Source organism: Nocardia sp. GCM10030253 (assembly GCF_042675075.1).
Lineage (GTDB): Bacteria > Actinomycetota > Actinomycetes > Mycobacteriales > Mycobacteriaceae > Nocardia.
Map to the genome: position 1 here is coordinate 483956 of NZ_JBHTDL010000004.1, position 26156 is coordinate 510111.

At 67.2% G+C, this 26156-nt stretch carries 26 protein-coding genes; 7 read left to right on the forward strand and 19 right to left on the reverse strand.

The window, feature by feature from the left end:
• Positions 1-126: 126 nt before the first annotated feature.
• From ACFQZZ_RS06290 to ACFQZZ_RS06300, 3 genes are all read left to right on the forward strand, one after another.
• Positions 127-678 carry a dihydrofolate reductase family protein gene (locus ACFQZZ_RS06290; RefSeq protein ID WP_378675257.1) on the forward strand — a complete coding sequence of 184 codons (552 nt, stop codon included), beginning with the start codon at positions 127-129 and terminating at the stop codon, positions 676-678.
• A gap of 208 nt (positions 679-886) precedes the next feature.
• On the forward strand, positions 887-1390 hold the full coding sequence (locus ACFQZZ_RS06295; protein ID WP_378675260.1) for a pentapeptide repeat-containing protein: 504 nt from the start codon (positions 887-889) through the stop codon (positions 1388-1390).
• Positions 1391-1573: 183 nt separating this feature from the next.
• The gene (locus ACFQZZ_RS06300) at positions 1574-1897 is read left to right on the forward strand and encodes a hypothetical protein (protein WP_378675263.1); all 324 of its coding nucleotides are present in this window, start codon (positions 1574-1576) and stop codon (positions 1895-1897) included.
• Between the two features lie 71 nt (positions 1898-1968).
• On the opposite strand, the gene ACFQZZ_RS06305 is transcribed toward ACFQZZ_RS06300, so the two are convergent.
• Together ACFQZZ_RS06305 and ACFQZZ_RS06310 are read right to left on the reverse strand one after the other, a co-directional pair.
• Entirely contained in the window at positions 1969-3198 is a 1230-nt protein-coding gene (locus ACFQZZ_RS06305) for a cytochrome P450 (RefSeq protein ID WP_378675266.1), read from the reverse strand.
• A gap of 122 nt (positions 3199-3320) precedes the next feature.
• Positions 3321-3932, reverse strand: coding sequence for a TetR/AcrR family transcriptional regulator (locus ACFQZZ_RS06310; RefSeq protein ID WP_378675269.1), 612 nt, complete (start codon positions 3930-3932; stop codon positions 3321-3323).
• 89 nt (positions 3933-4021) lie between these two features.
• Here ACFQZZ_RS06310 and ACFQZZ_RS06315 point away from each other — a divergent pair, with 89 nt between their 5' ends.
• Positions 4022-5071: a BtrH N-terminal domain-containing protein gene (locus ACFQZZ_RS06315; RefSeq protein ID WP_378675272.1), complete on the forward strand. Its 1050-nt coding sequence runs from the start codon at positions 4022-4024 to the stop codon at positions 5069-5071.
• A gap of 50 nt (positions 5072-5121) precedes the next feature.
• On the opposite strand, the gene ACFQZZ_RS06320 is transcribed toward ACFQZZ_RS06315, so the two are convergent.
• From ACFQZZ_RS06320 to ACFQZZ_RS06330, 3 genes are all read right to left on the reverse strand, one after another.
• Entirely contained in the window at positions 5122-6144 is a 1023-nt protein-coding gene (locus ACFQZZ_RS06320; RefSeq protein ID WP_378675274.1) for an esterase/lipase family protein, read from the reverse strand.
• A gap of 77 nt (positions 6145-6221) precedes the next feature.
• Complete coding sequence (locus ACFQZZ_RS06325) at positions 6222-6866, reverse strand: PadR family transcriptional regulator (protein ID WP_378676416.1); 645 nt, start codon at positions 6864-6866, stop codon at positions 6222-6224.
• A 213-nt stretch (positions 6867-7079) separates the two neighbouring features.
• The gene (locus tag ACFQZZ_RS06330; RefSeq protein ID WP_378675277.1) at positions 7080-7643 is read right to left on the reverse strand and encodes a TetR/AcrR family transcriptional regulator; all 564 of its coding nucleotides are present in this window, start codon (positions 7641-7643) and stop codon (positions 7080-7082) included.
• A gap of 101 nt (positions 7644-7744) precedes the next feature.
• Here ACFQZZ_RS06330 and ACFQZZ_RS06335 point away from each other — a divergent pair, with 101 nt between their 5' ends.
• The gene (locus ACFQZZ_RS06335; protein WP_378675280.1) at positions 7745-8587 is read left to right on the forward strand and encodes an NAD(P)H-binding protein; all 843 of its coding nucleotides are present in this window, start codon (positions 7745-7747) and stop codon (positions 8585-8587) included.
• Positions 8588-8670: 83 nt separating this feature from the next.
• Here the strand turns inward: ACFQZZ_RS06335 and ACFQZZ_RS06340 are convergent, their stop codons facing one another.
• From ACFQZZ_RS06340 to mihF, 7 genes are all read right to left on the reverse strand, one after another.
• Positions 8671-9075: a subtilase-type protease inhibitor gene (locus ACFQZZ_RS06340; RefSeq protein WP_378675283.1), complete on the reverse strand. Its 405-nt coding sequence runs from the start codon at positions 9073-9075 to the stop codon at positions 8671-8673.
• Positions 9076-9135: 60 nt separating this feature from the next.
• Positions 9136-11763: a hypothetical protein gene (locus ACFQZZ_RS06345; protein WP_378676419.1), complete on the reverse strand. Its 2628-nt coding sequence runs from the start codon at positions 11761-11763 to the stop codon at positions 9136-9138.
• A 120-nt stretch (positions 11764-11883) separates the two neighbouring features.
• A complete protein-coding gene (metK, locus tag ACFQZZ_RS06350) occupies positions 11884-13095 on the reverse strand; it encodes a methionine adenosyltransferase (RefSeq protein WP_378675286.1) in 1212 nt (403 codons plus the stop codon).
• 303 nt (positions 13096-13398) lie between these two features.
• The gene (gene coaBC / locus ACFQZZ_RS06355) at positions 13399-14625 is read right to left on the reverse strand and encodes a bifunctional phosphopantothenoylcysteine decarboxylase/phosphopantothenate--cysteine ligase CoaBC (protein WP_378675289.1); all 1227 of its coding nucleotides are present in this window, start codon (positions 14623-14625) and stop codon (positions 13399-13401) included.
• Between the two features lie 41 nt (positions 14626-14666).
• Positions 14667-14948: a DNA-directed RNA polymerase subunit omega gene (rpoZ, locus tag ACFQZZ_RS06360; RefSeq protein ID WP_328403067.1), complete on the reverse strand. Its 282-nt coding sequence runs from the start codon at positions 14946-14948 to the stop codon at positions 14667-14669.
• Positions 14949-14975: 27 nt separating this feature from the next.
• Positions 14976-15560 (reverse strand): guanylate kinase, encoded by a 585-nt coding sequence (gene gmk, locus ACFQZZ_RS06365; RefSeq protein WP_378675293.1) that lies wholly within the window; start codon positions 15558-15560, stop codon positions 14976-14978.
• A gap of 8 nt (positions 15561-15568) precedes the next feature.
• The gene (gene mihF, locus ACFQZZ_RS06370) at positions 15569-15886 is read right to left on the reverse strand and encodes an integration host factor, actinobacterial type (protein ID WP_040692163.1); all 318 of its coding nucleotides are present in this window, start codon (positions 15884-15886) and stop codon (positions 15569-15571) included.
• 547 nt (positions 15887-16433) lie between these two features.
• On the opposite strand from mihF, the gene ACFQZZ_RS06375 reads away from it, so the two are divergent.
• Positions 16434-16679 (forward strand): hypothetical protein, encoded by a 246-nt coding sequence (locus ACFQZZ_RS06375; RefSeq protein ID WP_378675297.1) that lies wholly within the window; start codon positions 16434-16436, stop codon positions 16677-16679.
• A gap of 253 nt (positions 16680-16932) precedes the next feature.
• Positions 16933-17367 (forward strand): serine hydrolase, encoded by a 435-nt coding sequence (locus tag ACFQZZ_RS06380; protein ID WP_378675300.1) that lies wholly within the window; start codon positions 16933-16935, stop codon positions 17365-17367.
• A gap of 16 nt (positions 17368-17383) precedes the next feature.
• Here ACFQZZ_RS06380 and pyrF read toward each other — a convergent pair whose 3' ends face one another.
• The 7 genes from pyrF to pyrR are packed head-to-tail and all read right to left on the reverse strand — an operon-like array spanning position 17384 to position 26128.
• Positions 17384-18208, reverse strand: coding sequence for an orotidine-5'-phosphate decarboxylase (pyrF, locus tag ACFQZZ_RS06385; protein WP_378675303.1), 825 nt, complete (start codon positions 18206-18208; stop codon positions 17384-17386).
• Positions 18209-18239: 31 nt separating this feature from the next.
• Positions 18240-21557, reverse strand: coding sequence for a carbamoyl-phosphate synthase large subunit (carB, locus tag ACFQZZ_RS06390; RefSeq protein ID WP_378675306.1), 3318 nt, complete (start codon positions 21555-21557; stop codon positions 18240-18242).
• Positions 21557-22726: a glutamine-hydrolyzing carbamoyl-phosphate synthase small subunit gene (gene carA / locus ACFQZZ_RS06395; protein ID WP_378675309.1), complete on the reverse strand. Its 1170-nt coding sequence runs from the start codon at positions 22724-22726 to the stop codon at positions 21557-21559. Before carA ends, carB begins: the two co-directional genes overlap by 1 nt.
• Positions 22723-23229, reverse strand: coding sequence for a transporter (locus ACFQZZ_RS06400; protein WP_378675312.1), 507 nt, complete (start codon positions 23227-23229; stop codon positions 22723-22725). Before ACFQZZ_RS06400 ends, carA begins: the two co-directional genes overlap by 4 nt.
• A complete protein-coding gene (locus tag ACFQZZ_RS06405; protein ID WP_378675315.1) occupies positions 23230-24540 on the reverse strand; it encodes a dihydroorotase in 1311 nt (436 codons plus the stop codon). It abuts the gene before it with no gap.
• Positions 24537-25496 (reverse strand): aspartate carbamoyltransferase catalytic subunit, encoded by a 960-nt coding sequence (locus tag ACFQZZ_RS06410; RefSeq protein WP_378675318.1) that lies wholly within the window; start codon positions 25494-25496, stop codon positions 24537-24539. Before ACFQZZ_RS06410 ends, ACFQZZ_RS06405 begins: the two co-directional genes overlap by 4 nt.
• On the reverse strand, positions 25493-26128 hold the full coding sequence (gene pyrR, locus ACFQZZ_RS06415) for a bifunctional pyr operon transcriptional regulator/uracil phosphoribosyltransferase PyrR (protein ID WP_378675321.1): 636 nt from the start codon (positions 26126-26128) through the stop codon (positions 25493-25495). The genes ACFQZZ_RS06410 and pyrR overlap by 4 nt, the downstream gene beginning before the upstream one ends.
• Positions 26129-26156: the final 28 nt, after the last annotated feature.

Sequence of the window (26156 nt, forward strand, 5' to 3'; positions counted from 1 at the left end):
GCCACGAAGCCTTCCTCGGCCTCACCACCTGCGTCATCTGCTACCGCCATGTCCGACGATTTTGTCAGGACCAGTTTTGTCCGATGAGCGCCGATGAGTTCGAGCGCGTAGGAGGTCTACCCGGTCATGAGGAAACTGATCTATGGGTTAAGTGTGTCCCTGGACGGCTACATCAACGACCGCGACGGCAACATCGACTGGACCAATCCGGACGAGGAACTGCACCAGTTCCACAACGACCGTTACCGCGAGATCGAGGTCTCGCTGCACGGCCGTCGCCTGTACGAGCTGATGGCCGAGTACTGGCCGCACGTGCCCGAGGACGCGCCGCGCATCGAGCGTGAGTTCGGCAGGCTCTGGACGGAGAAGCCGAAGGTCGTCTTCTCCCGGACGCTCACCGAGGTCCATTGGAACAGCACGCTGATCAGCGAGAACGCGGTCGAGGAGGTCCGCAGGCTCAAGGCTGGAGGCGATGGCGTCATCGAGGTCGGTGGCGCGAGCCTCGCGGCCTCGCTGATGCCACACGGGCTCATCGACGAGTACCAGCTGTTCCTCTTGCCCGTAATGCTCGGCGGCGGCACACCGTTCTTCCCATCGCTGAACACCCGCATCCAGCTCCGATTGGCCGAGACGAGGCATTTCAACACCGTGGTGATGCTGCGCTATCTCGCCGACTGAGATCCGTTCAACCGCAGCAGCCCCTGCTACGCTGCGGCGACCGTACCGGACGCAGAGCGAGAGTTCGGCGGACGCCCTCCTCCAATATTGCGTGTCGCGCGTCCAGCGGACGAAACATGCTGCGGGTCAATACATTCCGCAATATCGGACACCGAAGGTTTGCACGCACCACACCTTCCCCATCGAGCCTCCCCGGAGATGCAGGGCCATGTTCAGCGGCAACGCCTCGTTCGATGGGGCCACGTTCAGCGCCACGGCCAAGTTCAACGGGGCCAGCTTCAGCGGGAACGCCTGGTTCGGCAAGGCCACCTTCTGCGGCACCACCGAGTTCTACGGGGCCACGTTCAGCCACAACGCCGGGTTCCGGCGGGCGACGTTCCGCAGCATCGCCGAGTTCCGGCGGGCCACGTTCAGCGGCAACGCCTCGTTCAGCGAGGCCACGTTCAGCATCGCTTGGTTCGGCGGGGCCAGGTTCAGCGACATCGTCGAGTTCGGCGGGGCCGCATTCCGCGTCGACACCGAGTTCGACAAAGTTACGTTCGCGGGCCGGACCAGTTTCGCCGCGACCAACTTCGGTTCCGGACGAGTCGTTTTCACCGAGCCTCGAGCAGTGGGGCCGCCGCCACCGGAATTCGATTGGCGCGACGACGGTGTCGGCAAGCCACCGAATGTCGAACCCCAAGAGTGGCCGCCTTCGGTGTCGACACCGTGACCAGCGGCCAGGCAAGCTCCGAACGACACCGGTTTCGTTCGGAGCTTGCGTCTGGTTCCAGTTAGCCTCTAGCTCAAACATTTTCAACGGCTACGGAGGTCAACAATCATGCATGCATCGCAGGATCCTGCTTCCCCGACAGCTGGGCCGATTGCACCTGATGCCGCAGATTCCTCCGCGGCAATGCTGAAGCAAATAGTGGACTCGATCGGTGGACGAACCTGCGCAGCAACGGTTTTCGGCGAACCGATCACGGCCGACGGCATCACCATCGTCCCCGTTGCGCGCGCGGGCTTCGGATTCGCTGGTGGGGGCGACGGCGGAGGCGGAGGCGCTGATGTACGCCCAGTGGGCTACATCGAAATCAGTCACGGCGTCGCGCGCTACCACCCGATCCATGGCATATGGGGTCATGTCATCGTGCCGCTGACCGCGATCACTGCCGGGCTCGCCGCGCCGTGGATGATCCGCTCCGTGATCAAATTTCGCCGCACTCGTCATCGATAGCACCGCTGGACCTGAACCTGGGTGGGGACCGAGCAGGCGTGGAGGAATCGTTTGAGCTGTTCGACTCCTGATCAGCTCAGTGCGACCGGTAGCGATTGCAGCCCACGGAAGGACAGCCCCGATCGCCATATCTGTTCTCCCGCAGGCGCTATGGCGGGGAACCGGGCCAGCAGGCGGGGGAAGAGTTCGATGCCCTCCATGCGGGCCAGATGTGCGCCGAGGCAGAAATGGATGCCCGAGCCGAACGCGAGGTTCGGGGAGCCGGAGCGGGTGAGATCGAGGCGGTCGGGATCGGGAAAACGATCCGGATCGCGATTGGCCGCGCCGAGCAGCATGAGGATGGTGCGGCCCGGCTCGCACTCGATACCCGCCACGGTCGTCGGCTCCAGGACGGTGCGGCCGTCGGTCTGGACGGGGGCGTCGTAGCGGAGCAGCTCCTCGACCGCGCCGGGGGCGAGTTCCGGTCTGCTGCACAGGAGTTCGCGTTGATCTGGAAAGGCCAGCAGGGCGGCGAGGCCATTGCCGATGAGGTTGGTGGTGGTTTCGAATCCGGCGGCGAAGAGCAGGATGGCGCTGCCTACACATTCGTCGTCGTCGAGCACGTCGTCCCCGAGCGCGGTGGCGAGGCGGCTGAGCAGATCATCGGCCGGGTGGCGGCGTTTGGCCGCGAGCAGGTCGGCGAAGTATGCGGCCAGTTCGTCCTCGGCGTCGGCGGAGCGGGCGACGGCTGCGGCGTCCGAGCTCGGCTCCAGTGGCGCGAGCATGGCGCGAATCAATGGCGCGGCGGCGGCGCGGTCGCCCTCGGGTACGCCGAGCAGGTCGCCGATGACGCCGACCGGAAGGGGAAGCGCCAGTTCGGAAATGATGTCAACGGTATCGTGCTCGGCCAAGCCGTCGAGCAGTGTCTCGATCTGCGTGACCACGGCGGCACGCAATTCCTCCACGTGACGTCCGGTGAACGCGGAGGACACCAGCCGACGCAGCCGCGTGTGATCCGGCGGATTGCGAAACAGCATTGTCCGGCGGAAGCGGTGCGCGGCCCGCTGCCGCAGTTCCTCGGGAATCGGCGAGAGCCGGAAGCCGAGCGACTCGTCGGCCTTGCCGATCGCCCGATTACGTAGCACGGCATCACAATCCGCGTATCGGGACAGCACGAGTGTGCGACCACCGGTAATCAATACCGGGGCCAATTCCCGCAATCGCCGATAGCCGTCATAGGGTCCCGCGGCGCCGAAGTCGGTGAGCAGCACCTCCGCCAAGAGCTGTCCCGCCGGGGATTGCGGCTGATCGGTAGCGGTCATCGCGCATGCTCCTTCTCCGACAGCGCGGCCAATCTGTTGACACACCATGCACTGTTGTTAACAGACAGACTCGGTCCACGAACGCGGCGTGTCAAGCCCTCATCGGACAGACGCCCAGCCGGTCACATCGAAGCGCCGGGACCAATCAGCCCGCGCACCAGCGCCGTTACCACCTCGCGGCTCTCGGCGACATCATCGAAATCGACACTCACACGCGGCGTGAGCGCGACCGAGGCGACGAAGCGCGTGAGCATCTCGGCCGCCCGAACCGCCCGCCCCGGCGGCACACTCCATTCGATCATCTGGCTGGCAAACCACCGGCTCGACGCCTCCAACAGCGGCCCGGCCTCCAGCGTCAGATACGGCAGCAGTGCCGGTTCGGCCACCAGAAGTTTGCGCAGCAGAACACTATTCCGCAGGTAGGCAATGGTGTGCAGGATATTGCGTGCGGCACCCTCGACCGCGTCGCCGGGCTGCGGCAGTCGATGCAGTTCGGCATAGAACCGGAACAGCTCGCGGGCCAGCAGGTCGCGCACGACCGCGTCCCGGTTCTCGTAGTGACGGTAGAGCAGTACGCGGGAGATGCCCGCCTCGGCCGCCAGCTGTGACATCGACGTCGCCGAGACGCCTTGGGCCACCACCAAACGCCATGCGGTGTCCAGGATCTGATTCTTGCGATCCTCTGCGGGCGGGTCCGCCGCCACCGGACCCCACGGGGTCATCGGCACCGACACGGTTCACCTCCGGTTGACATCGCACTGCGCCGAACCCATGCTATTCCATTACAAACTACGCAAGACTGTTAACACAATGGAGGAACGGCGTGGCACGTGTGCTGATCGAGGACTACCCACACCGCCTCGGCGGCCACTGCGGCTCCGGGGCCCTGCGCGGCCTCATCGAATGGGCCGGACTCGGCTGGGCCGGGCCGCCCAGTGAGGCGCTGGTCTTCGGCATGGGCGGCGGGCTGAGTTTCCAATACCTGCAGATCCCCGGCCTCATGCCGCCGCTCTACTTCGTCGGCCGCACGGCCGATATGGAGCTGGATCTGTGCGCCCGCCTCGGCATCGACACCCGCCGCGACCAGACCGACGATCCCGCCCTCGCCTGGTCATGGGTCACCGGTGAACTCGACGCGGGCCGACCGGTCATGGTCTGGGCAGACATCATGGAACTCCCCTACCTGCGCGTCCGACTCTCCAATACCCGCCACGACATTGTCGTCATCGGCTACGACACCGACGCCGAGATCGCCTACATCGTCGACAACGACCGCGACGAAGTACAGACGGTCCCCCTACAGGCACTCGCGAAAGCCCGCTACTCCAACGGCTTTCCGGACCCCAACCAGCACGCCACCTATCCGATGCGCTTCCCGGACCGGCTCCCCGACCTGCTCTCGGCCGCCCGCGACGCCGCGGCGGCCGCCGTCGCGAACCTGCACGGCATTACCCAGGAACCGATCGGGACGGCCGAAGCGGCCCTCCCGCCCGGCTCCACCCGCACCCTCGGTCTGGCCGGAGTCGAGAAGTTCTGCCACGACGTCGCCCGATGGCCTGCGGACCTCACCCCCGACGAACTCGGCATCGCATTGCGCACCGTCCGCATTTTCGTCGAGAAGGCAGGCACCGGCGGTGGCTTCTTCCGCCGCCTGCAATCCGACTTCTGCAACGAAGTCGCAGACCTGACCGGCGACAAGCCCTACCGCGCAGCCGCTGACGCATACCGCGACTGCGCCAACATCTGGAGCCGCTTCGCCGCGCTCGCCACCACCGACTCCCCCGACCTCAACGCCCTGGCAGCCTGCGTAGCCGACCTACCCGCGGCCGAACACCGCGCCGCCGACGCCCTGGCCCTCGCCGCCGCACCCTGAGACGATCGCGACGACGCCGCAATCCGTCAGCCGGCCGCCCCGACCCGCGTTCAGGAGTTTCCTGCGATGATCACTTCCGGAATGCCGGTGCCGAGCGCGACGGGCATGCAGGTCGGCGCGGGGGCGTGCGCCGGATCAAGAACGGTGAGCAGGAGTTGCTGCACGAACGGGTCGTAGACCATGTGGAAGTGACCGGTCAGATTCTCCGCGCACAGGTCCTGCAGTGCGATATTGCGCGCACCGGGACCGCGCAATGCGATGTTCTCGAAGGGCTGGATCATCTCGTCGACCCGGCTGCCGATGGTGACGTACTGCACCCCGGGGACAGTGTCACCGCCCGCGTTGAGTTCGGTCATGATCGGCGAGCCCTGCGCCTGCTCTACCGCTGCGAGCGAGGTCACCAACTGGAACGCCTGCAGCCCGCCGGGAATCACCTGCGCCACCGGCACCAGCCCGTACATCACACCGCCGTAGCTCGGGGAGGCGATGCCGACCCACTGGCCGACCTTGGGTGCGCCGCCGAGCTTGTTGACGAAGAGGCGAGTCACATTGGCGCCCTGCGAGAATCCGACGAGGTCGACCTGCGTGGCACCGGTGGCGGCCAGCACGTCGTCCACGAACGCGCCGACCTGGTGCGCGCTCAACCACAGGTCCTCGGTGCCGTAGCTGTCCGCGCCCAGCTTGCCACCGTAGTTGAGCGCGAAGACGCAGAAGCCTGCCGCGGTGAGCTGCGGCGCGATGGCCGACCAGTCCGAATACGCGGTGGAATCGGTGCCGTGCGCGAGCACGACCGGCCGGGGGTGGGTGGCGCTCGGGGCGCAGTCGAAATTGTTGGTGCCCGCGGGAACCGCGTTCGGATGGGTCTTCAGATACGCCGCGGCGGCCAGGTGATCCGGCTGCGGCGGAGCGGCTGCGGTGGGCACGTTCGGCGGCCGATAGCCGGCCGGTTCGGCCCTCGCGACCGTCGGTGCCGCGCCGGAGCCGACGATGATGGCGCCGGCGAGCGCGCAAACGAGCGCGACTCGGCACAATTGTGAATAACCCCAACCCCACAATCCACGTGACTGTTCCATCTCACAATGATCTACCCGAGAGGGGGTGAAATGCGCGCCGGGAAGGGGTGTTTCACACTTCTGTTACGCACCGAGGGCTATGACTTCTCAGGGCTTTCGTCCTCCGCGAGGATGCGGTATAACGCCTTGCGCGCCTCGGTGAGGACCTCGGCCGCTTTGGTCGCCTGCTCGGGAGTGCCCGCCGCCGCGACCTGGCCGACCGCGCCCATCAGCTGACCGATCAGCCCGCGCAGATCGATGGCCTGTGCGCCGACGTCTTCCTTGATGTCCGCCCACGGGTCACCCAGCTCGTCACGATTCGCTGTGACGTACTCGGTGCCGGTTTCGGTGAGCTTCGCGGTCTTGCGACCCGCCACTTTCTCGATGAGCACCAGACCCTCGTCTTCCAGCTGCGCCAGCGCGGGGTAGATGGACCCGGGGCTCGGCCGCCAGACGTCGTCGCTGCGCTCCCTGATCTGCTGGATGAGTTCGTATCCGTGCATCGGCCGCTCAGTGAGCAGCAGCAGCACTGCCGCACGCACGTCGCCACGCCGACCTCGGCCACCTCGGCCGCGCCCACGTCCGAAATGCGGTCCGAATCCGGGACCGAAGCCCGGCCCGAACTCGGGGCCGAAGCCGTGCCGTCCGCCGCGCCGATGCTGACGCTGATGCCGCTCGGGCCCGCACTCTTCCGACCCCGGCCGGTTCCACCGGCCACGCCGTCCGAAATCTCGATTTTCCATGTTTTCCATGATTGCCTCCTCAGGCCTTCGTGTTCGTTTCATGTTATCGACGATATATCGTCAATGCATCGAAGACAAGAGTGGGAACGGACACAAACCACCGGACGGAAAGACCGAAGGCCGCGCACCGTGTCGATGCGCGACCTGCTAAGTGACACATGATCGACTACCCCACGGCGTATCAGCCGGGCGGAGCCGTCGACCGGAACGAGATCATGGCTGTAGTGAATCGATCCAATGCTCGAGGCGACGGCCCTCGGTGCGCATGAGCTCGGGGTCACGGAAGGCGTTGGTAAGCAACGATATTCCCTGATATGACGCAATCAAGGCCACCGCGAGCTCCCCCGCATCGCTACGACCCAGCGCCGCGAATTGCCGCTCGACCCATTCGATCAGCGCCCGCATATTCGCCGCCGACTCACGATCGAGGCCATCGGCACGCTTGCCCAGCTCGGTGGCCAATGTTCCGGTGGGACAACCGAACTGCGCTGCCACCTCACGTTGCTCGACCCAGCCCCGCACCAGCGCTTTCAGCCGATCTTGCGGCGCTTCGTGCTGTTCGAGCACGAGGATCAGATCCCGCAGCGACCGCGCGTGCGCGCCCAGCGCCGCCTGGACCAGCTGATCCTTCGTCTTGAAGTAGTAGTACACATTGCCGACCGGCACCTCGGCTGACGCGGCGATGTCGGCGATCGTCGCCTTCTCGACACCCTGCCGGTGAAACACCTGGGCCGCCGCGGCGGCCAGCCGCTCCCGCTTGCCTGCCGCCGGCGTCATGCGTCCTCCTTCGACTGAGTTAGTCATTCAACTAACTATAGACAGACCGGCGGTCCGTCGACTAGGTTCCTGTTAGTCAGTCAACTAACTCAGGAGTGAACGTGATCGTAGTGACCGGAGCAACCGGCAATGTCGGACGCACCCTCGTGCAGACCCTCGCCGCGGCGGGCGAACAGGTGACCGCCGTGTCCCGCGGAACCGAGCCCGCGCTGCCCGACGGCGTACGCCACCAGCAGGCCGACCTGACCCAGCCCGAAACCCTCGCCCCCGCCTTCGCTGGCGCGACGGCGCTCTTCCTGCACGACACCGGTACCAGTGCACATTTGATGGACCCCCGTGCCATCCTCGAGCTCGCGAAATCCGCTGGCATTCAACGAGTTGTGCAACTGTCGTCACAAGGAGTCGCCACCCGGCCGGAGTCGGCCTCGCACGGGCAGTTGGGGCGGTCGTTCGAGGAGGCCGTCCGAGCGTCAGGCCTGGAGTGGACGATCCTGCGGCCCGGCGCCTTCGCTTCCAATGCGTACGCATGGGTGGAGTCGGCGCGTAGCCAACGCACCGTCGCGGCGCCGTTCGGCGACATCGGCTTGCCGGTGATCGATCCGTCCGACATTGCCGAGGTTGCCGCTGCGGCCCTGCGCCAGGATGGCCACGCCGGGCAGATCTACACGTTGACCGGCCCCGCGCTCAGCACACCTCGACAGCGGGCCGATGATCTCGGCGCCGCACTCGGCGAGCCGGTTCGGTTCGTCGAGCAGACCCGCGCGGAGGCGCACGCGCAGATGGTGCAGTTCATGCCCGAACCCGTCGTCGAGACCACGCTGACCATCATCGGCGCGCCCACCCCGGCGGAGCAGCAGATCTCCCCCGACGTCGAAAGGGTGCTCGGTCGCGCACCGCACAGCTTCGCGGACTGGGCTCGGCGAAACATCGTCGCGTTCAAGTAGTTCGGTGCGTTGACGGTGTTCGCGCCCGCGAACACCGTCCACCTGCCGTGTGGCGCCAGGTCAGCAGACCGGGCAGGTGCTGGTCAGAAGACCCCGGCAGTGCCGGCATGCAATTCGCAACTGTTGGCGAAGGTCCGCTGCCATTGGACCGGCGTGCCGCGCCAGGTGCCGGTGGCTGCAACAGTCACCGGGTCGTAGATCTGAATGCAGACGGCGGTGGGATCGGCGGGAAGATCGCCGAAGGAGCCGTTTACCTTGTCCAGGGCGGCGCACGCAGCCTCCGGGCGCTCGTGCGTGCCGCCTGCCGGTTCGCACGTCACGGAGATTCGCTGAGCATCGGGCTTTGGCTGCTCACCCGTGCTGATAGTCAGCTCCAGGCTGGATTTCGGCAGTTCGGGGTCGGCGGTAGCGCAGGATCCCGACGTGATGGACGCCGCGATCGCAACGCACGCGATCGTGATGATCCGGTACTGCGGGTGAGTCGTCATTTCCCCACTCAACCACGAGATTTCTGCGAACCGTCGACGAACTCGCTCGACGCGCGTCTATCAGCCGATGTCGACCGGGTCTATTTGGACGCGCAGAGGTGCGTCGGAGCGATGGGTGCTCCGGACCGCCTGGGCGGCGGTGAGGGCTCGGGACAACGCGGCGCCCGAGATGCGGTCGACGCGCAGGAGCATGCGTTCGACCTCGGCGGGGCTGTCGCCGCCAAAGGGTTTGCGGGCGCCGGGCGGGAGCGGGACCGGGCCAAGTACGTCGACACCGTCGGGAAGGTTTGTGGCAGCGAGCAATTCGGCGACGGCATCGGCGGATCCATCGATGGCCGCCATACGAACCGCGGGCGGGAAGCCGACCTCGGTGCGACCGGCCATCTCGGCGTGCGCATGGCCGACCGGATCCCAGCGGAGCAGGGCCTGCACGGTGGGAATCGACGGCTCGGCCATGACGACGACTTGACCGTGCGCACGAACCAGGGTGGCGGCGGACATCCACCGGCGCAACGTGTCCTCAGCGGCGCGCAGGTCCGCGCGGCTCAACAGCGCCCAGCCGTCGAGCAGCAGCGCGACACCGTAGCCGCCGGGCAGCACCGGTTCCGCGCCGACCGTCGCGACCACGACCTGCGGCCCCGGCTCGACGGTATCCAGCATCGCGCCACCGCCGGAACCACGAATCGGCACACCGGGGAAGGCGCGACCGAGTTCCTCCGCGGTGCGGGCGGCACCGATCACCACCGCACGCAGGGCCCGCGACCCACAGCTCGCGCAGCGGAAGGCCGCCTCGACGATGCCGCACCAGCGGCAGCTCGGACTGTGCGCGACATCGTCGCGCGGCGACCGGACCTCCGGGAGTGCAAGCGGACCGTTGCAGTGGCGGCATCGCGCCGGCGTCCGGCATTTCGCACAGGCCAGCGACGGGATATAACCGCGCCGAGGCACCTGCACCAGGACCGCGGCCCCTTCTTTCAGCGCCTGACGCGCGGCCGCGAACGCCACCCCGGGGATCCGCACCGCGCGCGCGACCGGATCGCGCTCCATCGCCATGTCGGTATCCCCCGGAGCGCTGATCCGCGGCGAGAATTTGCGCACCAGCCCACGGTCGGGTATCAGATCGTGCGCCCACCCCGAATCGACGACGGACTGCGTCTCGGCCGTCCGCGCGAAACCCGCCGCGATGAAGGCCGCACCCGTCTCGTGCGCACGCAGCATCGCGACCTCACGCGCATGCGGGTACGGCGCTCTCGGCTCGGCATAGGTGTCGTCACCGTCATCCCAGATCGCGATCAGACCCAGATCGGTGGTGGGCGCGAACACCGCGCTACGCGTCCCGACCACCACCCGTGCGTTCCCGCGCAACGCTGCAAGCCACCGCCGATACCGCGCGGCCGGGCCCAACCCGGCAGCCAGCCCCACCGCCGAATCTCCCACCAGCCGAACACATTCCGCCAACACGCGATCCAGATCCCGCTGATCGGGCACTATCAGAATCGCACTGCGCCCACCCGCGACAACCACAGCGGCCAACTCCGCCAACCGCCGCGCCCACTCCTCCCCCGGCAGCGCCTGCCACACCGCCCGGGGCCCTCTGCCCTGCCCGAGCGCGGTCAGGAACGCGGTGCCATGGATGTACCGCTCCCACAGCGCCGGATCGACAGGCAACGCGGCAGTGGATGCTGCTACACCAGCTGTCCCGGCCACATTCCCGCCATCACTGTCGCCGGGGTCAGCACCCTGCGCTCGACGGATATCCGGATCCACGACCGCAGCCGGATCGGCGGAAACGACACCTCGTGCGCGACGGCGCGGCAGATCGGCGGACTCGGCCTCCGCCGCACCGTCTACCTCGGCTACCTGCGCACTTGTCGCGGTAGCAGTGCTCGCCGACCGCGAATCCGGCACGGAGGCAGACGAATCCGTCCGAAAAGTGACCGAACTCTCACCGGGCGAACTGCCGACCATCGGCGAATACGGCTGCGGCGCTGAAGTCTCAGCCGAGAGTGGCGCCGCATCGGACCCTGCGGCACCTGTGGGGGAATTCGTTTGCACACGAGCCGAATCCGTGGCGGCGGGCGTGCTGTCGACCACTGCGGGTGCATCGTCAGGCGTGGGCGCTGCGGCCGTGGTGGATCCACTGATCGCACCGGCGTCTTCGTCCGAACCGGACTCGGCGGCAACAGATGTCGCGATCGTTGTCGGGGCCGCGACATTCGGTGCGGGCGCTTCGGACGTCGCGGCTCCCCCGATCCGACCGGCGTCATCGGCATGCCCTGGCGTGGCCGAGTTCTCCGATTGCGCACCAGCGGGCGCGGGCGAATCTGCTTGTGCCGCTACCGGGTCGGCGGACTTCTTCGAACCGCCGGTTTCGGTGCGGGCGTGGCGAGGTGGGATGGCCAAGCGCAGCACGTCGGCGCGAGTGCCCGCGTAGCGGGCGGCAACGGTGGTTGCCAGTCGCAGGATTTCGGGGGTCAGGACTCGTTCGGGGGACACGACGCGTTCGAGTTTGACCAGCTTGCCGGAGTGGTCGCTGCGGGGCAGTCGAGCCAGGAGGTAGCCGTCGACGAGGCGGCCCGCGAAGCGGACGCGGACTCGGACGCCGGGTTGGGCGATGGCGTCGAGCTCAGGGGGAACCAGGTAGTCGAAGTCGCGGTCCAGGTGGGCGGGCGACAACAGCGGGAGCACCCGTGCGATGGGTGCTCCCGCTGCTGTCGAATCGTGTGCCGCCCTTGCTCCCGTGGAAACGGCGTCCGTGGGAGTGGCGGGGAGGTCCGCCGTGGGTTGGTTCACGCGGGCCAGGTCGACTTACAGGCCGATTGCCGCGCGCAGTTTGTCGGCACGATCGGTGTGCTCCCAGGGCAGGTCGACGTCGGTGCGGCCGAAGTGGCCGTACGCGGCGGTCGGCGCGTAGATCGGGCGCAGCAGGTCCAGGTCGCGGATGATCGCGCCGGGGCGCAGGTCGAAGACCTCGGTAATGGCCGTCGAAATGCGAATCGGGTCGACCTTCTCGGTGCCGAAGGTCTCCACGAACAGACCGACCGGAGCGGCCTTGCCGATGGCGTAGGCCACCTGAACCTCGACGCGCTCTGCCAGCCCGGCCGCGACGACGTTCTTGGCGACCCAGCGCATGGCATAGGCGGCCGAGCGGTCCACCTTCGACGGGTCCTTGCCGGAGAACGCGCCGCCACCGTGGCGTGCCATGCCGCCGTAGGTGTCGACGATGATCTTGCGGCCGGTCAGGCCCGCGTCACCCATCGGGCCGCCGAGCACGAACTTGCCGGTGGGGTTGACCAGCAGCCGGATGTTCGAGATATCCAGGCTCGGCAGGTCCAGATCGGCGAGCACCGAATCGAGGACCTTCTCGCGGATATCGGGAGCGAGCAGGTTGTCCAGGTCGATATCGGCGGCGTGCTGGGTGGAGATGACGACCGTGTCGAGGCGAACCGGGCGGTCACCGTCGTATTCGATGGTGACCTGGGTCTTACCGTCCGGACGCAGGTAGGGCAGCACGCCGGACTTACGGACCGCGGTGAGCCTGCGCGCGAGGCGATGCGCCAGCGCGATCGGCAGCGGCATGAGCTCGGGGGTATCGGTGTTCGCGTAGCCGAACATCAGGCCCTGGTCGCCCGCGCCCTGGCGCTCGATCTCGTCATCCGAACCCGCGGTGCGCGCCTCGTGCGAGGTGTCGACGCCCTGCGCGATATCGGGCGACTGCGCGCCGATGGCGATATTGACGCCACAGGAGTTTCCGTCGAAACCCTTTGCGGACGAGTCGTATCCGATCTCGAGGATCTTCTCGCGCACGATGTGCGGGATGTCCGCGTACGCCGACGTGGTGACCTCACCCGCGACGTGGACCTGACCGGTCGTCACGAGGGTTTCCACCGCGACCCGGCTGCGCGGATCTTCCGCGAGCAAAGCGTCGAGAATGGAATCGCTGATGGCATCACAGATCTTGTCCGGATGACCTTCGGTCACGGACTCACTGGTGAATAGCCGGCTGCCGGACGTGCGCACAGTTCTTCCCTCTCCCTCAACGGGTTACTCGTATCGGTTTGCGACAGTAGCGTGATGCCACCACCGCGCAAACCTTCATCTCAGACTATTCCAAACCACCGACGCGATGGACTCGCGCCCAGACGCTGTCTCAGACTATTCGGCGATCGACGCGAACTACCGGATCTTCATCCCGACATCGCGTCACTTACCTGAATATCTGCACCGCGACCAACCAGTCCGCGTCGGCGATTACCTCGACGCCGCAATCCGTACGGCCCCGCAACAAGACTCGAACGCTCCGAAGAATCGGCGCACGAAGGCTCAATGCAACAGCGGACCGAGCGCGTCGAGCACCCGACTTGCCAACAGCGCCTTCGACCCGTGATCGAGTGCCTGTTCGGTGCCATCCGCACCGAGCAGCCAGCCGTCGTTGGTATCGACCTCGAACGCCTTGCCCTCGCCGACCGCGTTCACGACCAGCAGATCGCAACCCTTGCGGGCTAGCTTTGCTCGCGCGTGGGTGAGCACGTCGCCCTGTTCGTCACCGGTCTCGGCGGCGAAGCCGACGATCGTGGTGCCCGCCAGCTGGCCGTCGCGTCGCGATTGCACCAGACCGGCAAGAATGTCGTCGGTCTTGGTCAGCGCGATCACATCCGGCTCGCCGGCACCCTTTTTGATCTTGGCCGCGGCAACGTTGGTCGGCCGGAAATCGGCAACCGCCGCCGCCATGATCACCGCGTCGGCGCCGACCGCGTGCTTCTCGACGGCGGTCTTGAGCTGTTCGGCGGTGGTGATGTGCACCAGGTCGACGGCAGCGGGAGCGGCCATCTCGATCGTGTTGCCCGCGATCAGCGTGACGTGGGCGCCGCGCTGAGCGGCGACCCTTGCCAGCGCATAGCCTTGTTTGCCGGAGCTGCGGTTGCCCAGGAAACGCACCGGGTCCAGCGGTTCCCTGGTACCGCCCGCGGTGATCACCACGCGGCGGCCTTCCAGATCACGCGGGATCGCGTCGGCCCGCTCGAGCAGCAACGTGGCAAGCCCGAAGATTTCCTCGGGTTCGGGCAACCGGCCTGGTCCGGTGTCGGCGCCGGTGAGCCGGCCCGACGCGGGCTCCATGACGATCGCACCGTGCGCACGCAGCGTCGCGACATTGGCGACGGTGGCCGGATGCTCCCACATCTCGGTGTGCATCGCGGGCGCGAACACGACCGGACATCGGGCCGTCAGCAGCGTGGCGGTCAACAGGTCGTCGGCGCGGCCGCTCGCGGCGCGCGCCATCAGATCGGCGGTCGCCGGGGCGATGACTACGAGGTCCGCCTCCTGGCCGAGCCGCACATGGGGTACCTCGGGCACATCTGCGAACACACCGGTGTGCACCGGGTTCCCGGACAGCGCCTCGAAGGTTGCCTTGCCGACGAACTGCAACGCCGACTCGGTGGGGATCACCCGAACCTGATGCCCGGTCTCGGTGAACCGGCGCACTATCGAGCAGGCTTTGTAGGCGGCGATCCCTCCGCCGACGCCGACGACGATCCGTGTGGTGGTCACTACGCCTCCGGCCTAGATGTGGTCACTGCGTCTTGCTCGAATTACTCGCCTTCGGCGTGCTCGAGCAGATCGGAGTGGATTTCACGCATCGCGACCGACAGCGGCTTCTCCTGCAGACCCGGCTCGACCAGCGGACCGACGTATTCGAGAATGCCGTCGCCGAGCTGGTTGTAGTAGTCGTTGATCTGACGGGCCCGCTTGGCTGCGTAGATGACCAGGGCGTACTTGGACGAGGTGCGCTCCAGCAGCTCGTCGATCGGCGGGTTGGTCAGGCCGATCGGAGTGTCGTATGCCGGGGCGGGCTTGATGTCCGTACTGCTCACTAGGTGCGCTCCTGCGGGGGTGGGGGGTCACGAACTCGAATTTGTGCTAACAAACAACGATACCAACTGCTCACACGCGCTGGTCACCTCGTCGTTCACTATGACGATGTCGAACTCGTCACAGGCCGCCAATTCCGTCCTGGCGGTTTCCAGCCTGCGCTCGATTACTTCGGGCGATTCGGTGCCGCGCGACCGCAGCCGGGCGACCAATTCGTCCCAGCTGGGCGGGGCAAGGAACACCAGCAGCGCTTCGGGAATGGCCTTGCGCACCGACCGCGCACCCTCGAGATCCACCTCGACGAGCACCGGCAGTCCGGCGGCCATTGCCTCACGCACCGGACCCGCGGGGGTACCGGAACGTTGCAATCCTCCGTGGATGTCCGCCCACTCGAGTAGTTCGCCCGCCTCGATCATGGCGTCGAACTCTTCTCGCGTGACGAACCGATAGTCCCGGCCGTCGACCTCCCCGGGCCTGGGGGCCCGGGTCGTTGCCGACACACTGAAGACCAAGTGGGGCAGCCGCTCACGGACGCAGCGCACCACAGTGGACTTACCCACGGCCGAGGGGCCGACCAGTACAACCAGTCGACCCTTCCGCGTGTGTCCGATCACCTTCGTTGTCAGGCGAAGTCGAATCGGGCGAGCAGCGCCTTGCGCTGCCGGTCACCCAGTCCGCGCAAACGCCGGGTGGGGGCGATCTCCAGCTCGCTCATGATCTCCGCCGCCTTGACCTTGCCCACCTTGGGCAGAGCCTCGAGCAGTGCCGACACCTTCATCTTGCCGAGAATCTCATCGGACTCGGCGTCGGTGAGGACCTGCTTCAGGTCGGTGCCGCCACGCTTCAGGCGCTCCTTGAGCTCCGCCCGAGCACGGCGAGCGGCAGCCGCCTTCTCCAAAGCAGCGGCGCGCTGCTCGTCAGTCAGCTGGGGAAGGGCCACGGTTCCTCCGTCTCATCGTTCATTGCATTAACTCCTGCCGGTAACCCAGCAGTCTCAGCGACCGTACCCACGACGTCCGCCGATTGCGAACCCACCCCCCAGGTCAGCGCATGATTCGCCGATGTCGTAGGGGCGGACCCGGCCGGATCCGTCCGGCCTCTCGCTCGCTGCGCTGATACTACCGCCGAATCACCGAAATGCCCCGTACGCAGGGCGTTTTCAGTCTCACATAGGGATAGCGGGGAGATTGCGACGGCACGACGTGTGGCCCCAGCAACTGGGCGCCCGTCCGACCAGGAACTTTCTCGGATTTTTCCGCGTGTCGCGCCGCCTTTCGCGTGTCGGGGCGCTCCGAACGCCGAGAACAGGGCTATGAGTCCGCCCGCGAACCGCCGAAATCGATCGCAGAGCCGCCCGATCCCGGCGACCACATCCGTGTGCCCCTTCGGCCCGAAACCGGCGTAGCCGGGCGGCCAGCCGCCCACACGCCCCATCTCGGCACCGGACCGATCACATCGCGGCGGCGTCGGCACGGAGATACTCGGGAATGGCAAGCACGCGTCGGTTGTGCGCCGCACTCGGGCAGGTCGAGCTCGGTGAAGACGGCGTCGATGCGCTTCGCACAGCGCTACGGGTGACGTACGACTCATCGCAGATCACCTCGGCGCTCACGCAGCAGTGTCGAATCGTCGGCCGGCGTTATGCGCATGGCACCTCCACGAGCAGCGCTCGGATCACCCTGATCAACACGCCGAGCACGACGCGCACTGCGAGTCAGCTTGCCGCGCGGTGACCGGACGGCCGGCGACGCAGCGCCATTCCCCATCACATCCACCGCCCAATCTGCGATGCCTGTGAGTTCGCTGCCGTTCGAATCCATTGTCGTATCCATGTCCTCGACGCTGGGAACACAGCGGCATCCGGACAGTAGAGCCGACCACCCTGGTCCGGTCGGTCCGACCGCAGCAAGGGGTGCGGCATCCGCAGCACATCGCGGGGATTACCGCATCGTCGTGGTGTTTCGGTCGGCCGGAGCGTCGAACACCATGCACAAGAAACCGATTCGAATCGCGGCGGTGCCCGGCTCGCTCATCTTCGTGTCGGCACTGACATTCGCGCAGGTCACGGCGTCGCCACGGGAGGAAGCCATGGCCGCTGGCGCGGCGCGGGTCGCGGCAACGTCGGCAACGGATGTCGTACTGCGAGTGTCGGATACGGCGGGCGCACGGGTGGGTGCGGCAAACACGGCTGGTCTCGCCCATCGTGGACAGCTCGGCACGAACAGTCACTTCCGAATCGGCAGCGTCGCAAAGACATTCGTCGGGACAGTAGTGCTACAGCTGGCGGACGAGGGCGGATCCGACTGGACGGACAGATCGCCGAACAGTTGCCCGGCGTCGGTCCTGACCGTGGTGGTCGCCTCGGCCGGAGCCTCGGACCTGCCGACCCGGTGGCGGCCACCACCGCCACGTTCGGCCTGACCTGATGTCAGCCGGTTCAGCGCTGCAGGAACGCGAAAGCTTCCTGGAGCTCAGCCGTCCTCGCGCACAGCGCCGAGACGGACGGACCCGCCGCGAGCACTTCACGCGAGGCAGTGGGCACGACCGCACCGAGGCTCGCGGCGGGCACCAGGGCGCGGATGGAGTCAGCTCCCCCGCCCTGCGCGCCGACGCCCGGCATGAGGATCGGCCCGTTGAGCTTGCTCAGGTCGGGGGCCTCGGTGAGGGTGGCACCGACAACGACTCCGACGGAACCGAACTCGGCGCCCGCATTGCGTTCGGCCGCCGCATCGACCATGGCCTGGGCGATGGTCCGGCCGTCGGCGGCGGTAATGCGCTGCAGCTGGGCGCCTTCGGGATTCGAGGTGGCCGCGAGGACAAAGACGCCGCGGTGGTTCTGCTCGGCCAAGCCGAATGCCGGGTCGAGCGAGCCGAATCCGAGATAGGGCGACACCGTCACCGCGTCCGAGCCGAGCGCGCCGTCGCCGAGCCAGGCACGGGCATAGGCGTCCATGGTGGAGCCGATGTCACCGCGCTTGGCGTCGGCCAGCACCAGGGTGCCGGAGGCACGCAGCACGCTGATCGTGCGCTCCAGCACCGCGATACCACCAGACCCATAGGCCTCGAAGAACGCCACCTGTGGTTTGACCAGCGCAACGCGACCGTCGAAGGCCTCGACACAGGTCTCGGCGAACGCTTCGAGTCCGTCGACATCATCGGTCAGGCCCCACGCGTCGAGCAGTTGCGGATGCGGGTCGATGCCGACGCACAGTGGCCCGAAATGCCGCATCGCGTGCCGCAGCCGGGTACCGAACGTCTTCATCGCACCGTCTCCTTCATCATTCGAGCGATCGTCAACCACGAAGCGCCGAATGCAGTTCCTGCAGGGAGCGCACCCCGATGCCACCGTTGATGGTCGCCTCGATGCCCTGCACGGCGGCGGCCGCGCCCTGCACCGTGGTGATGCACGGAATATTCACACCGACCGCGGCGGTGCGGATTTCGTATCCGTCGACGCGGGGTCCGGAATTGCCGTAGGGGGTGTTGAACACCATGTCGACCTCGCCGTCGCGGATCTGCTCCACGATCGACGCGATCGGCACCTCGCCTCCGGATGCCGGGTCCGAGTGCTTGCGCACCTGTTCACACGGAATTCCATTGCGGCGCAGCATTTCCGCCGTACCCTCGGTGGCCAGGATACGGAAGCCCAGGTCGTGCAGGCGTTTCACCGGGAACACCATGGCGCGCTTGTCGCGGTTGGCGATCGAGACGAACACGGTGCCCTCGGTGGGCAGCGAGCCATAGGCGGCGGCCTGGCTCTTGGCGAACGCGGTGCCGAAGTCGGCATCGATGCCCATGACCTCGCCGGTGGACTTCATCTCCGGCGAGAGCAGCGAATCCACACCGGTGCCATCGGCCTTGCGGAACCGGTGGAACGGCAGCACCGCTTCCTTCACCGCGACCGGCGCGTCCAGCGGGACGTGCCCGCCGTCGCCCTCGGCGGGCAGCATGCCTTCCTTGCGGAGCTCGGCGATGGACGCGCCCATCGTGATTCGCGCGGCGGCCTTGGCCAGCGGCACCGCCGTGGCCTTGGACACGAACGGAACCGTACGGCTGGCACGGGGATTGGCCTCGAGCACGTAGAGCACGTCGTCCTTGAGCGCGTACTGCACGTTCAGCAGGCCCTTGACGCCGATACCCTTGGCAAGCGCGATCGTGGACCGGCGGACGGCCTCGATATCGCTGCGGCCCAAGGTGATCGGCGGCAGCGCGCAGGCGGAGTCGCCGGAGTGGATGCCCGCCTCTTCGATGTGTTCCATCACGCCGCCGAGGTAGACCTCCTCGCCGTCGCACAGTGCGTCGACGTCGATCTCGATGGCGTCTTCCAGGAACCGGTCGACCAGCACCGGATGCTCAGGGCTGAGCTCGGTGGCGCGGGAGATGTAGCCCTCCAGGGACTGCTCGTCGTAGACGATCTCCATGCCGCGCCCGCCGAGCACGTAGGACGGTCGAACCAGCACCGGGTAGCCGATGCTCGCGGCGATCTTCTTGGCCTGGGCGAAGGTGGTCGCGGTGCCGTACTTCGGCGCGGGCAGGCCCGCGGCGACGAGCACGTCACCGAACTCGCCGCGGTCCTCGGCCAGGTCGATGGCGGCGGCGCTGGTGCCGACCACCGGGACGCCCGCGTCGGTGAGCCGCTGCGCGAGCCCGAGCGGGGTCTGCCCGCCCAGCTGCACGATGACACCGGCGACGGTGCCGGATTCGGACTCCGCGTGGAAGACCTCGAGCACATCCTCGAAGGTCAGCGGCTCGAAGTAGAGCCGGTCGGCGGTGTCGTAGTCGGTGGAGACGGTCTCCGGGTTGCAGTTGACCATCACCGTCTCGTAGCCGGCCTGCGACAGGGTCGTCGCCGCGTGGACACACGAGTAGTCGAACTCGATGCCCTGGCCGATCCGGTTCGGGCCGGAACCGAGGATGATCACCTTGTCGCGCTCACGCTGCGGTGCCACCTCGGACTCGGCGGCGGGATCCAGCTCGTAGGTCGAGTAGTGATACGGGGTCTTGGCCTCGAATTCGGCGGCGCAGGTGTCGACGGTCTTGAAGACCGGCCGGATACCGAGCCGGTGGCGCAGGGTACGCACGCCGGTCTCGCCCGCGAGTTCCGCACGCAGCGCGGCGATCTGACGGTCGGAAAGGCCGTAGTGCTTGGCACGCCGCAACAGCGACTCGTCGAGCACGGGTGCGTCGATGATCTCCTGGCGCAGCTCGACCAGTCCGGCGACCTCGGCGACGAACCATGGGTCGATGCCGGAGGCCTTGGCGACGTCCTCGATATTCGCGCCGAGGCGCAGTGCGCGCTCCACCTGGTAGATGCGGCCCTCGGTCGGGGTGCGCAGATCCTCCAGGATGGACTCGACATCGGTCCACTTGCCGTCTTCTTGTGTCCAGAAGCCCGCGGCCTTGGTCTCCAGCGACCGCAGCACTTTGCCGAGAGCCTCGGAGAAGTTGCGGCCCAGCGACATTGCCTCGCCCACCGACTTCATGGTGGTGGTCAGTGTCGGGTCGGCGCCGGGGAACTTCTCGAACGCGAACCGCGGCGCCTTGACGACCACGTAGTCCAGGGTCGGCTCGAAGCAGGCGGGGGTTTCCTTGGTGATGTCGTTGACGATCTCGTCCAAGGTATAGCCGATGGCCAGCTTGGCGGCGATCTTTGCGATCGGGAAACCCGTTGCTTTGGAAGCCAATGCAGACGAACGCGAGACGCGCGGGTTCATCTCGATGACGATCAGACGGCCGTCACGCGGGTCCACCGCGAACTGGATGTTGCAGCCGCCGGTGTCGACGCCGACCTCGCGCAGGATGTCGATGCCGAGGTCGCGCATCTTCTGGTACTCGCGGTCGGTGAGGGTCATGGCCGGTGCGACGGTGACCGAGTCACCGGTGTGCACGCCCATCGGGTCCACGTTCTCGATCGAGCAGACGATCACGACGTTGTCGCGACTGTCACGCATCAGCTCGAGCTCGAATTCCTTCCAGCCGAGGATGGATTCCTCGATGAGCACGTTCGCGGTGGGCGAGGCGGCGAGGCCGCCGCCGGCGATACGGTCGAGATCCTCGTCGTTGTAGGCCATGCCGGAACCGAGGCCGCCCATGGTGAAGGAGGGGCGAACGACGACCGGGAAACCGAGCTCGGCGACGGTGGCACGCACCTCGTCCATGGTGTGGCACACCGCGGAGCGTGCGCTCTCGCCACCGACCTTGGCAACGATGTCCTTGAACTTCTGGCGGTCCTCACCGCGCTGGATGGCGTCGAAGTCGGCGCCGATCAGCTCGACGTTGTACTTCTGCAGCACACCGCGCTCGTGCAGGGCGACAGCGGTATTGAGCGCGGTCTGCCCACCGAGGGTGGCGAGAATGGCGTCGGGGCGTTCCTTCTCGATGACCTTCTCGACGAACTCCGGCGTAATCGGTTCCACGTAGGTGGAATCCGCGAACTCCGGGTCGGTCATGATGGTCGCCGGGTTGGAGTTCACCAGCGAAACCCGAAGGCCCTCGGCCCGCAGCACCCGGCACGCCTGGGTGCCGGAATAGTCGAATTCACAGGCCTGGCCGATAACGATCGGGCCCGAGCCGATCACCAGGATGTGCTTGAGATCCTCGCGGCGAGGCATCAGGCTCCTTCCATGAGACCGGCGAAACGGTCGAAGAGATAAGCGGCATCGTGGGGTCCCGCGGCGGCCTCCGGGTGGTACTGCACAGAGAACGCGCGGCCGTCGATCAGACGGACACCTTCGACGGTGCCGTCGTTGGCACAGACGTGGCTGACCTCAGCGCGGCCGAAGGGCGTGTCGAACTGCTCCCCCGCTTCACCCTCCAGCGCGAAGCCGTGGTTCTGCGCGGTGATCGAGATGCGGCCGGTTTCCTTCTCGACGACCGGGATATTGATGCCGCGGTGGCCGAACTTCATCTTGTAGGTCTTGCGACCGAACGCCCGGCCGAGGATCTGGTTGCCGAAGCAGATGCCGAACAGCGGCAGGCCTTTCTCCAGCACGCCCTGGGTGATCGCGACCGCACCGTCCTGGGTGGCCGGGTCACCGGGACCGTTGGACAGAAAAACCCCGTTCGGGTTCAGCGCCAGAATCTGGTCCAGCGAGGTGGTCGAGGGCACCACGTGCACCCGCATCCCGCGCTCGGCGAACATGCGCGGGGTGTTGGTCTTGATGCCGAGATCGACCGCGACCACCGTGAAGCGGGGGTCGCCGACCGGCTCGATGGTGTAGAGCGCATCGGTGCTGACCTCTTGGGCCAGATCCGCGCCGAGCATCGAGGGCTGACCGTTCACCCTGGCCAGCAACTGGTCGGTGTCGGCAAGCGCGGCACCGGAGAAGATGCCCGCCTTCATCGAACCGCGGGTGCGCAGGTGGCGCACCAGAGCGCGGGTGTCGATGCCCGCGATGCCGACGACGCGCTGACGATCCAGCTGGTCCTGCAGTGTCCCGGTGGCGCGCCAGTTCGACGCGATCCGCGACGCGTCGCGGATCGCGTAGCCCGCGACCCAGATCTTCGAGGACTCGTCGTCCTCGTCGTTCCATCCGGTGTTGCCGATCTGCGGAGCCGTTGCCACCACGATCTGCCGGTGATAGCTGGGGTCGGTGAGGGTCTCCTGGTACCCGGTCATCGCGGTGCAGAACACCGCCTCACCCAGCGTCTCACCCACGGCGCCGTAGGCCGTGCCGCGGAACACCCGCCCGTCTTCCAGTACCAGAGCTGCTGCTTCGGCCGGCCCTCCCGTCGCCGGACCACCGCCCCCCGTCGAATCGCTGCGCGATCCTGCATTCATTCGTCTTCTCCCGTCGTCGCGCTGGTCGGATCCGCTCGCCAAGCCGGGTACACCGTCTTGTCGTCGCCCCGGAAACCGGTATCTACCTCGGTTCCGGTGGGCAGCTTCCAGCGAATTACCAGCACACCATCTTCCGTCATGACCTTGCCCGCGTGCCCGCGTTCGGTGCGCACGGCTGTGATGGACTCCTGTGGAATCCAGATCACCGTCGCACCGTCGCGTTCGAGCAGAATTCCGCGTTCGAACCTCGTGAGTTCCGCTGTGGCCCGGAAGCCCAAGTCGCCTACCGCAATCCGGTTCTGCCAGCTGGGCGCGAAGGTGCTGCCGAGATACATTCCGGTGGTCGGCTCCAGCAGTTGCGCGCCGCAGTCGGCCGGCACGCTCGGCAGCTCACCGATGCTCGCCGCTTGGCGCTCGGCCCGGCTCTGCCAGCCTCGGTACATCAGCCAGACACACAGCGCGAACAGCGCAAGCAGTCCGACCACCCACAGCGTTCTTTCCACTTACGGACCTCCTCGGTTCCCCACCGCTTTGCCCTCACGGGCAGTCACCACGCCCCGGAGCAACGTCGTTGTCACTCGGGCCGGGAACGTCATCGCCTCGAACGGTGTGTTGTTCGAGATGCTGGCGAGCTCGGTAGCTCGCACCGTCCAGGTCGCCTCCGGGTCGACCAGCGTGAGATTCGCCGGTTCGCCGACCTCGATGGGCCTGCCGTGTTCGTCTAGTCCGACGATTTCGGCGGGGCGCTCGCTCATTACGCGGGCAACGCCGCGCCAGTCCAGCAGCCCCGGCTCGACCATGGTCTGCACGATGATCGACAGCGCGGTCTCCAGGCCGAGCATGCCGGGACGCGCGGCGGCGAATTCGCAGCACTTGTCCTGTTCGGCGTGCGGGGCGTGGTCGGTGGCGACGCAGTCGAGGATGCCATCGGCCAGCGCCTGACGCAGCGCCGCCGCGTCGGAAGCCTCACGCAGCGGCGGGTTCACCTTGTTGACCGCGTCGTAGGTTTCCAGCCGCGAATCATCGAGCAGCAGATGGTGCGGGGTGACCTCGGCGGTGATCGAAATGCCTTGCGCCTTTGCCCATTTGACCAACTCGACGGTGCCGGCGGTGGAGGCGTGGCAGATGTGCACGCGGGCACCCGCATCGCGGGCGAGCAGCGCGTCGCGGGCGACGATCGACTCCTCGGCGGCGCGTGGCCAGCCTGCCAGGCCGAGCCGGGCGGCGGTCGGGCCCTCGTGCGCGACCGCACCCTGGGTGAGCCGCGGCTCCTCCGCGTGCTGTGCGATGAGCACGCCCAACGAGTTCGAGTATTCGAGCGCGCGGCGCATCAGCAGTGGGTCGTACACGCAGTGGCCGTCGTCGGAGAACATGCGCACCGCGCCGACTCCGGCGGCCATGGTGCCCATCTCCGCGAGCTGCTTGCCCTCCAGGCCGACGGTGACCGCGCCCACCGGGTACACGTCGACGAGTCCGACCTCTCGGCCGCGTCGCCACACGTGGTCGGTGACGACCACCGAGTCGGCGACCGGGTTGGTATTGGCCATCGCGAACACCGCGGTGTATCCGCCGAGTGCGGCCGCGGCCGAACCGGATTCGATGGTCTCGGTGTCCTCACGCCCTGGTTCGCGCAGGTGGGTGTGCAGGTCGACGAAGCCGGGCAGCAGAACCTGACCCTGCGCCGAAATCACCTCGGTGTCGTCGCCCGTGTCGAGATCGGTACCGATCGCGGCGATCACACCGTCGCGCACCAGCACGTCGACCGGCTCCCCCTCGCCGTACGGACGAACACCCCGCAGCAGCAGCTCTGTCATGCCACCGCCTCCTGGGTGCCGACCAGCAGCCGGAAAAGCACGGCCATCCGCATATGCACTCCGTTCGTCACCTGTTGCAAGATCGCGGACTTCGGTGAGTCCGCAACGGGCGAGGCGATTTCCATGCCACGCAGCATCGGCCCCGGATGCAGGACGACCGCGTGTTCGTCCAGCAGCGCCATCCGCCGCTCCGAGAGTCCGTAGTTCACCGAGTACTCGCGGGCCGAGGGGAAGAACCCGCCGTTCATCCGCTCCGCCTGCACGCGCAGCATCAACACCGCGTCGGCGCCGGGCAATTCGGCGTCGAGACTGCTCGAGATCCGCGCGGGCCAACTCTCCGCACCGACCGGCAGCAACGTGCGCGGCGCGACCAGCACCACCTCGGCGCCGAGCGTGGCAAGCAGGAAGACATTCGACCGGGCGACCCTGCTGTGCAGGATGTCGCCGACGATCACCACGCGCTTGCCCTCGATGTCGCCGAGGCGCTGCCGCAGCGTCAGCGCATCCAGCAGCGCCTGGGTCGGGTGTTGGTGAGTGCCGTCGCCTGCGTTGATGATCGCCGGACCCGAGCCACGGCCCGACTGCACCGCCCAGGCATCCATCCAGCGCGCGATCTGATGCGCTGCGCCGGAGGCCGGGTGCCGCACGATGAGCGCGTCGGCGCCCGCCGCGTGCAGTGTCAGCGCGGTGTCGCGCAACGATTCTCCCTTGGAGACCGAGGAGCTGCTCGCGCTGACGTTGATCACGTCGGCGCTCATCCACTTGCCCGCGACCTCGAACGACACCCGGGTCCTTGTGGAGTTCTCGTAGAACACCGTCATGACGGTGCGACCGCGCAGCGTCGGCAGCTTGTGCACCTCACGGCCGAGCAAGGCCTGCTCGAAACGTTCGGCCTCGTCCAGCAGCTCCGTCGCGGTGACGCGATCCAGATCGGTCACCGTCAGCAGATGCCTCACGCTTCTGCCTCCTGATGCAAATAGACGCCATCGCGGCCGTCGTGCTCGGTGAAAAGTACGGAGATGTCCTCGCTGCGCGAGGTCGGGACGTTCTTGCCGACGAAATCGGCGCGGATCGGCAGTTCGCGGTGGCCGCGGTCGATGAGCACCGCCAGCTGCACGCTGCGCGGCCTGCCGAGATCGCGCAGCCCGTCCAGTGCGGAGCGCACGGTGCGGCCGGAGAACAGCACGTCGTCGACAAGCACGACCAGCGCGTCCTCGATGCCGCCTTCGGGCACGGAGGTGCGTTCCAGCGGCCGGTGCGGGCGGCTGCGCAGATCGTCGCGGTAGAGGGTGATGTCGAGTGACCCGAGCGCCGGGCGCACACCGGAGAATTCCTCGATCTTCTCGGTCAGCCGGGCGGCGAGCGTGGTGCCGCGGGTGGGGATTCCGATCAACACGACGCGCGGGGCGTCGGGATCGCCCGAATCCAGGGCGGTCTTCTCGATGATTTGATGCGCGATACGTGCGACGGTCCGGCCGACATCCGACGGCGACAGCAGCTCGCGTCCCGCCTCCACCCACTCGGGTGCGTGTCGCTGCGATCCCTCGCCAGCGCCGGACTTGGCGGCCCGATCTTCGGGCACGGCCATGCCGACCTCCTTCCCCGCCTCACCGGAC

Excerpts from the sequence above, each read along its gene's own strand:
- ACFQZZ_RS06405 (WP_378675315.1), bottom strand. The coding sequence starts at position 24,540 with ATGACAGAGCTGCTGCTGCGGGGTGTTCGTCCGTACGGCGAGGGGGAG.
- ACFQZZ_RS06340 (WP_378675283.1), bottom strand. The coding sequence starts at position 9,075 with ATGACGACTCACCCGCAGTACCGGATCATCACGATCGCGTGCGTTGCG.
- ACFQZZ_RS06290 (WP_378675257.1), top strand. The coding sequence starts at position 127 with ATGAGGAAACTGATCTATGGGTTAAGTGTGTCCCTGGACGGCTACATC.
- pyrR (WP_378675321.1), bottom strand. The coding sequence starts at position 26,128 with ATGGCCGTGCCCGAAGATCGGGCCGCCAAGTCCGGCGCTGGCGAGGGA.
- ACFQZZ_RS06375 (WP_378675297.1), top strand. The coding sequence starts at position 16,434 with ATGGCAAGCACGCGTCGGTTGTGCGCCGCACTCGGGCAGGTCGAGCTC.
- ACFQZZ_RS06305 (WP_378675266.1), bottom strand. The coding sequence starts at position 3,198 with ATGACCGCTACCGATCAGCCGCAATCCCCGGCGGGACAGCTCTTGGCG.
- ACFQZZ_RS06300 (WP_378675263.1), top strand. The coding sequence starts at position 1,574 with ATGCTGAAGCAAATAGTGGACTCGATCGGTGGACGAACCTGCGCAGCA.
- ACFQZZ_RS06330 (WP_378675277.1), bottom strand. The coding sequence starts at position 7,643 with ATGACGCCGGCGGCAGGCAAGCGGGAGCGGCTGGCCGCCGCGGCGGCC.
- ACFQZZ_RS06320 (WP_378675274.1), bottom strand. The coding sequence starts at position 6,144 with ATGGAACAGTCACGTGGATTGTGGGGTTGGGGTTATTCACAATTGTGC.
- pyrF (WP_378675303.1), bottom strand. The coding sequence starts at position 18,208 with ATGAAGACGTTCGGTACCCGGCTGCGGCACGCGATGCGGCATTTCGGG.
- carB (WP_378675306.1), bottom strand. The coding sequence starts at position 21,557 with ATGCCTCGCCGCGAGGATCTCAAGCACATCCTGGTGATCGGCTCGGGC.
- ACFQZZ_RS06325 (WP_378676416.1), bottom strand. The coding sequence starts at position 6,866 with ATGGAAAATCGAGATTTCGGACGGCGTGGCCGGTGGAACCGGCCGGGG.
- carA (WP_378675309.1), bottom strand. The coding sequence starts at position 22,726 with ATGAATGCAGGATCGCGCAGCGATTCGACGGGGGGCGGTGGTCCGGCG.
- ACFQZZ_RS06380 (WP_378675300.1), top strand. The coding sequence starts at position 16,933 with ATGCACAAGAAACCGATTCGAATCGCGGCGGTGCCCGGCTCGCTCATC.
- ACFQZZ_RS06295 (WP_378675260.1), top strand. The coding sequence starts at position 887 with ATGTTCAGCGGCAACGCCTCGTTCGATGGGGCCACGTTCAGCGCCACG.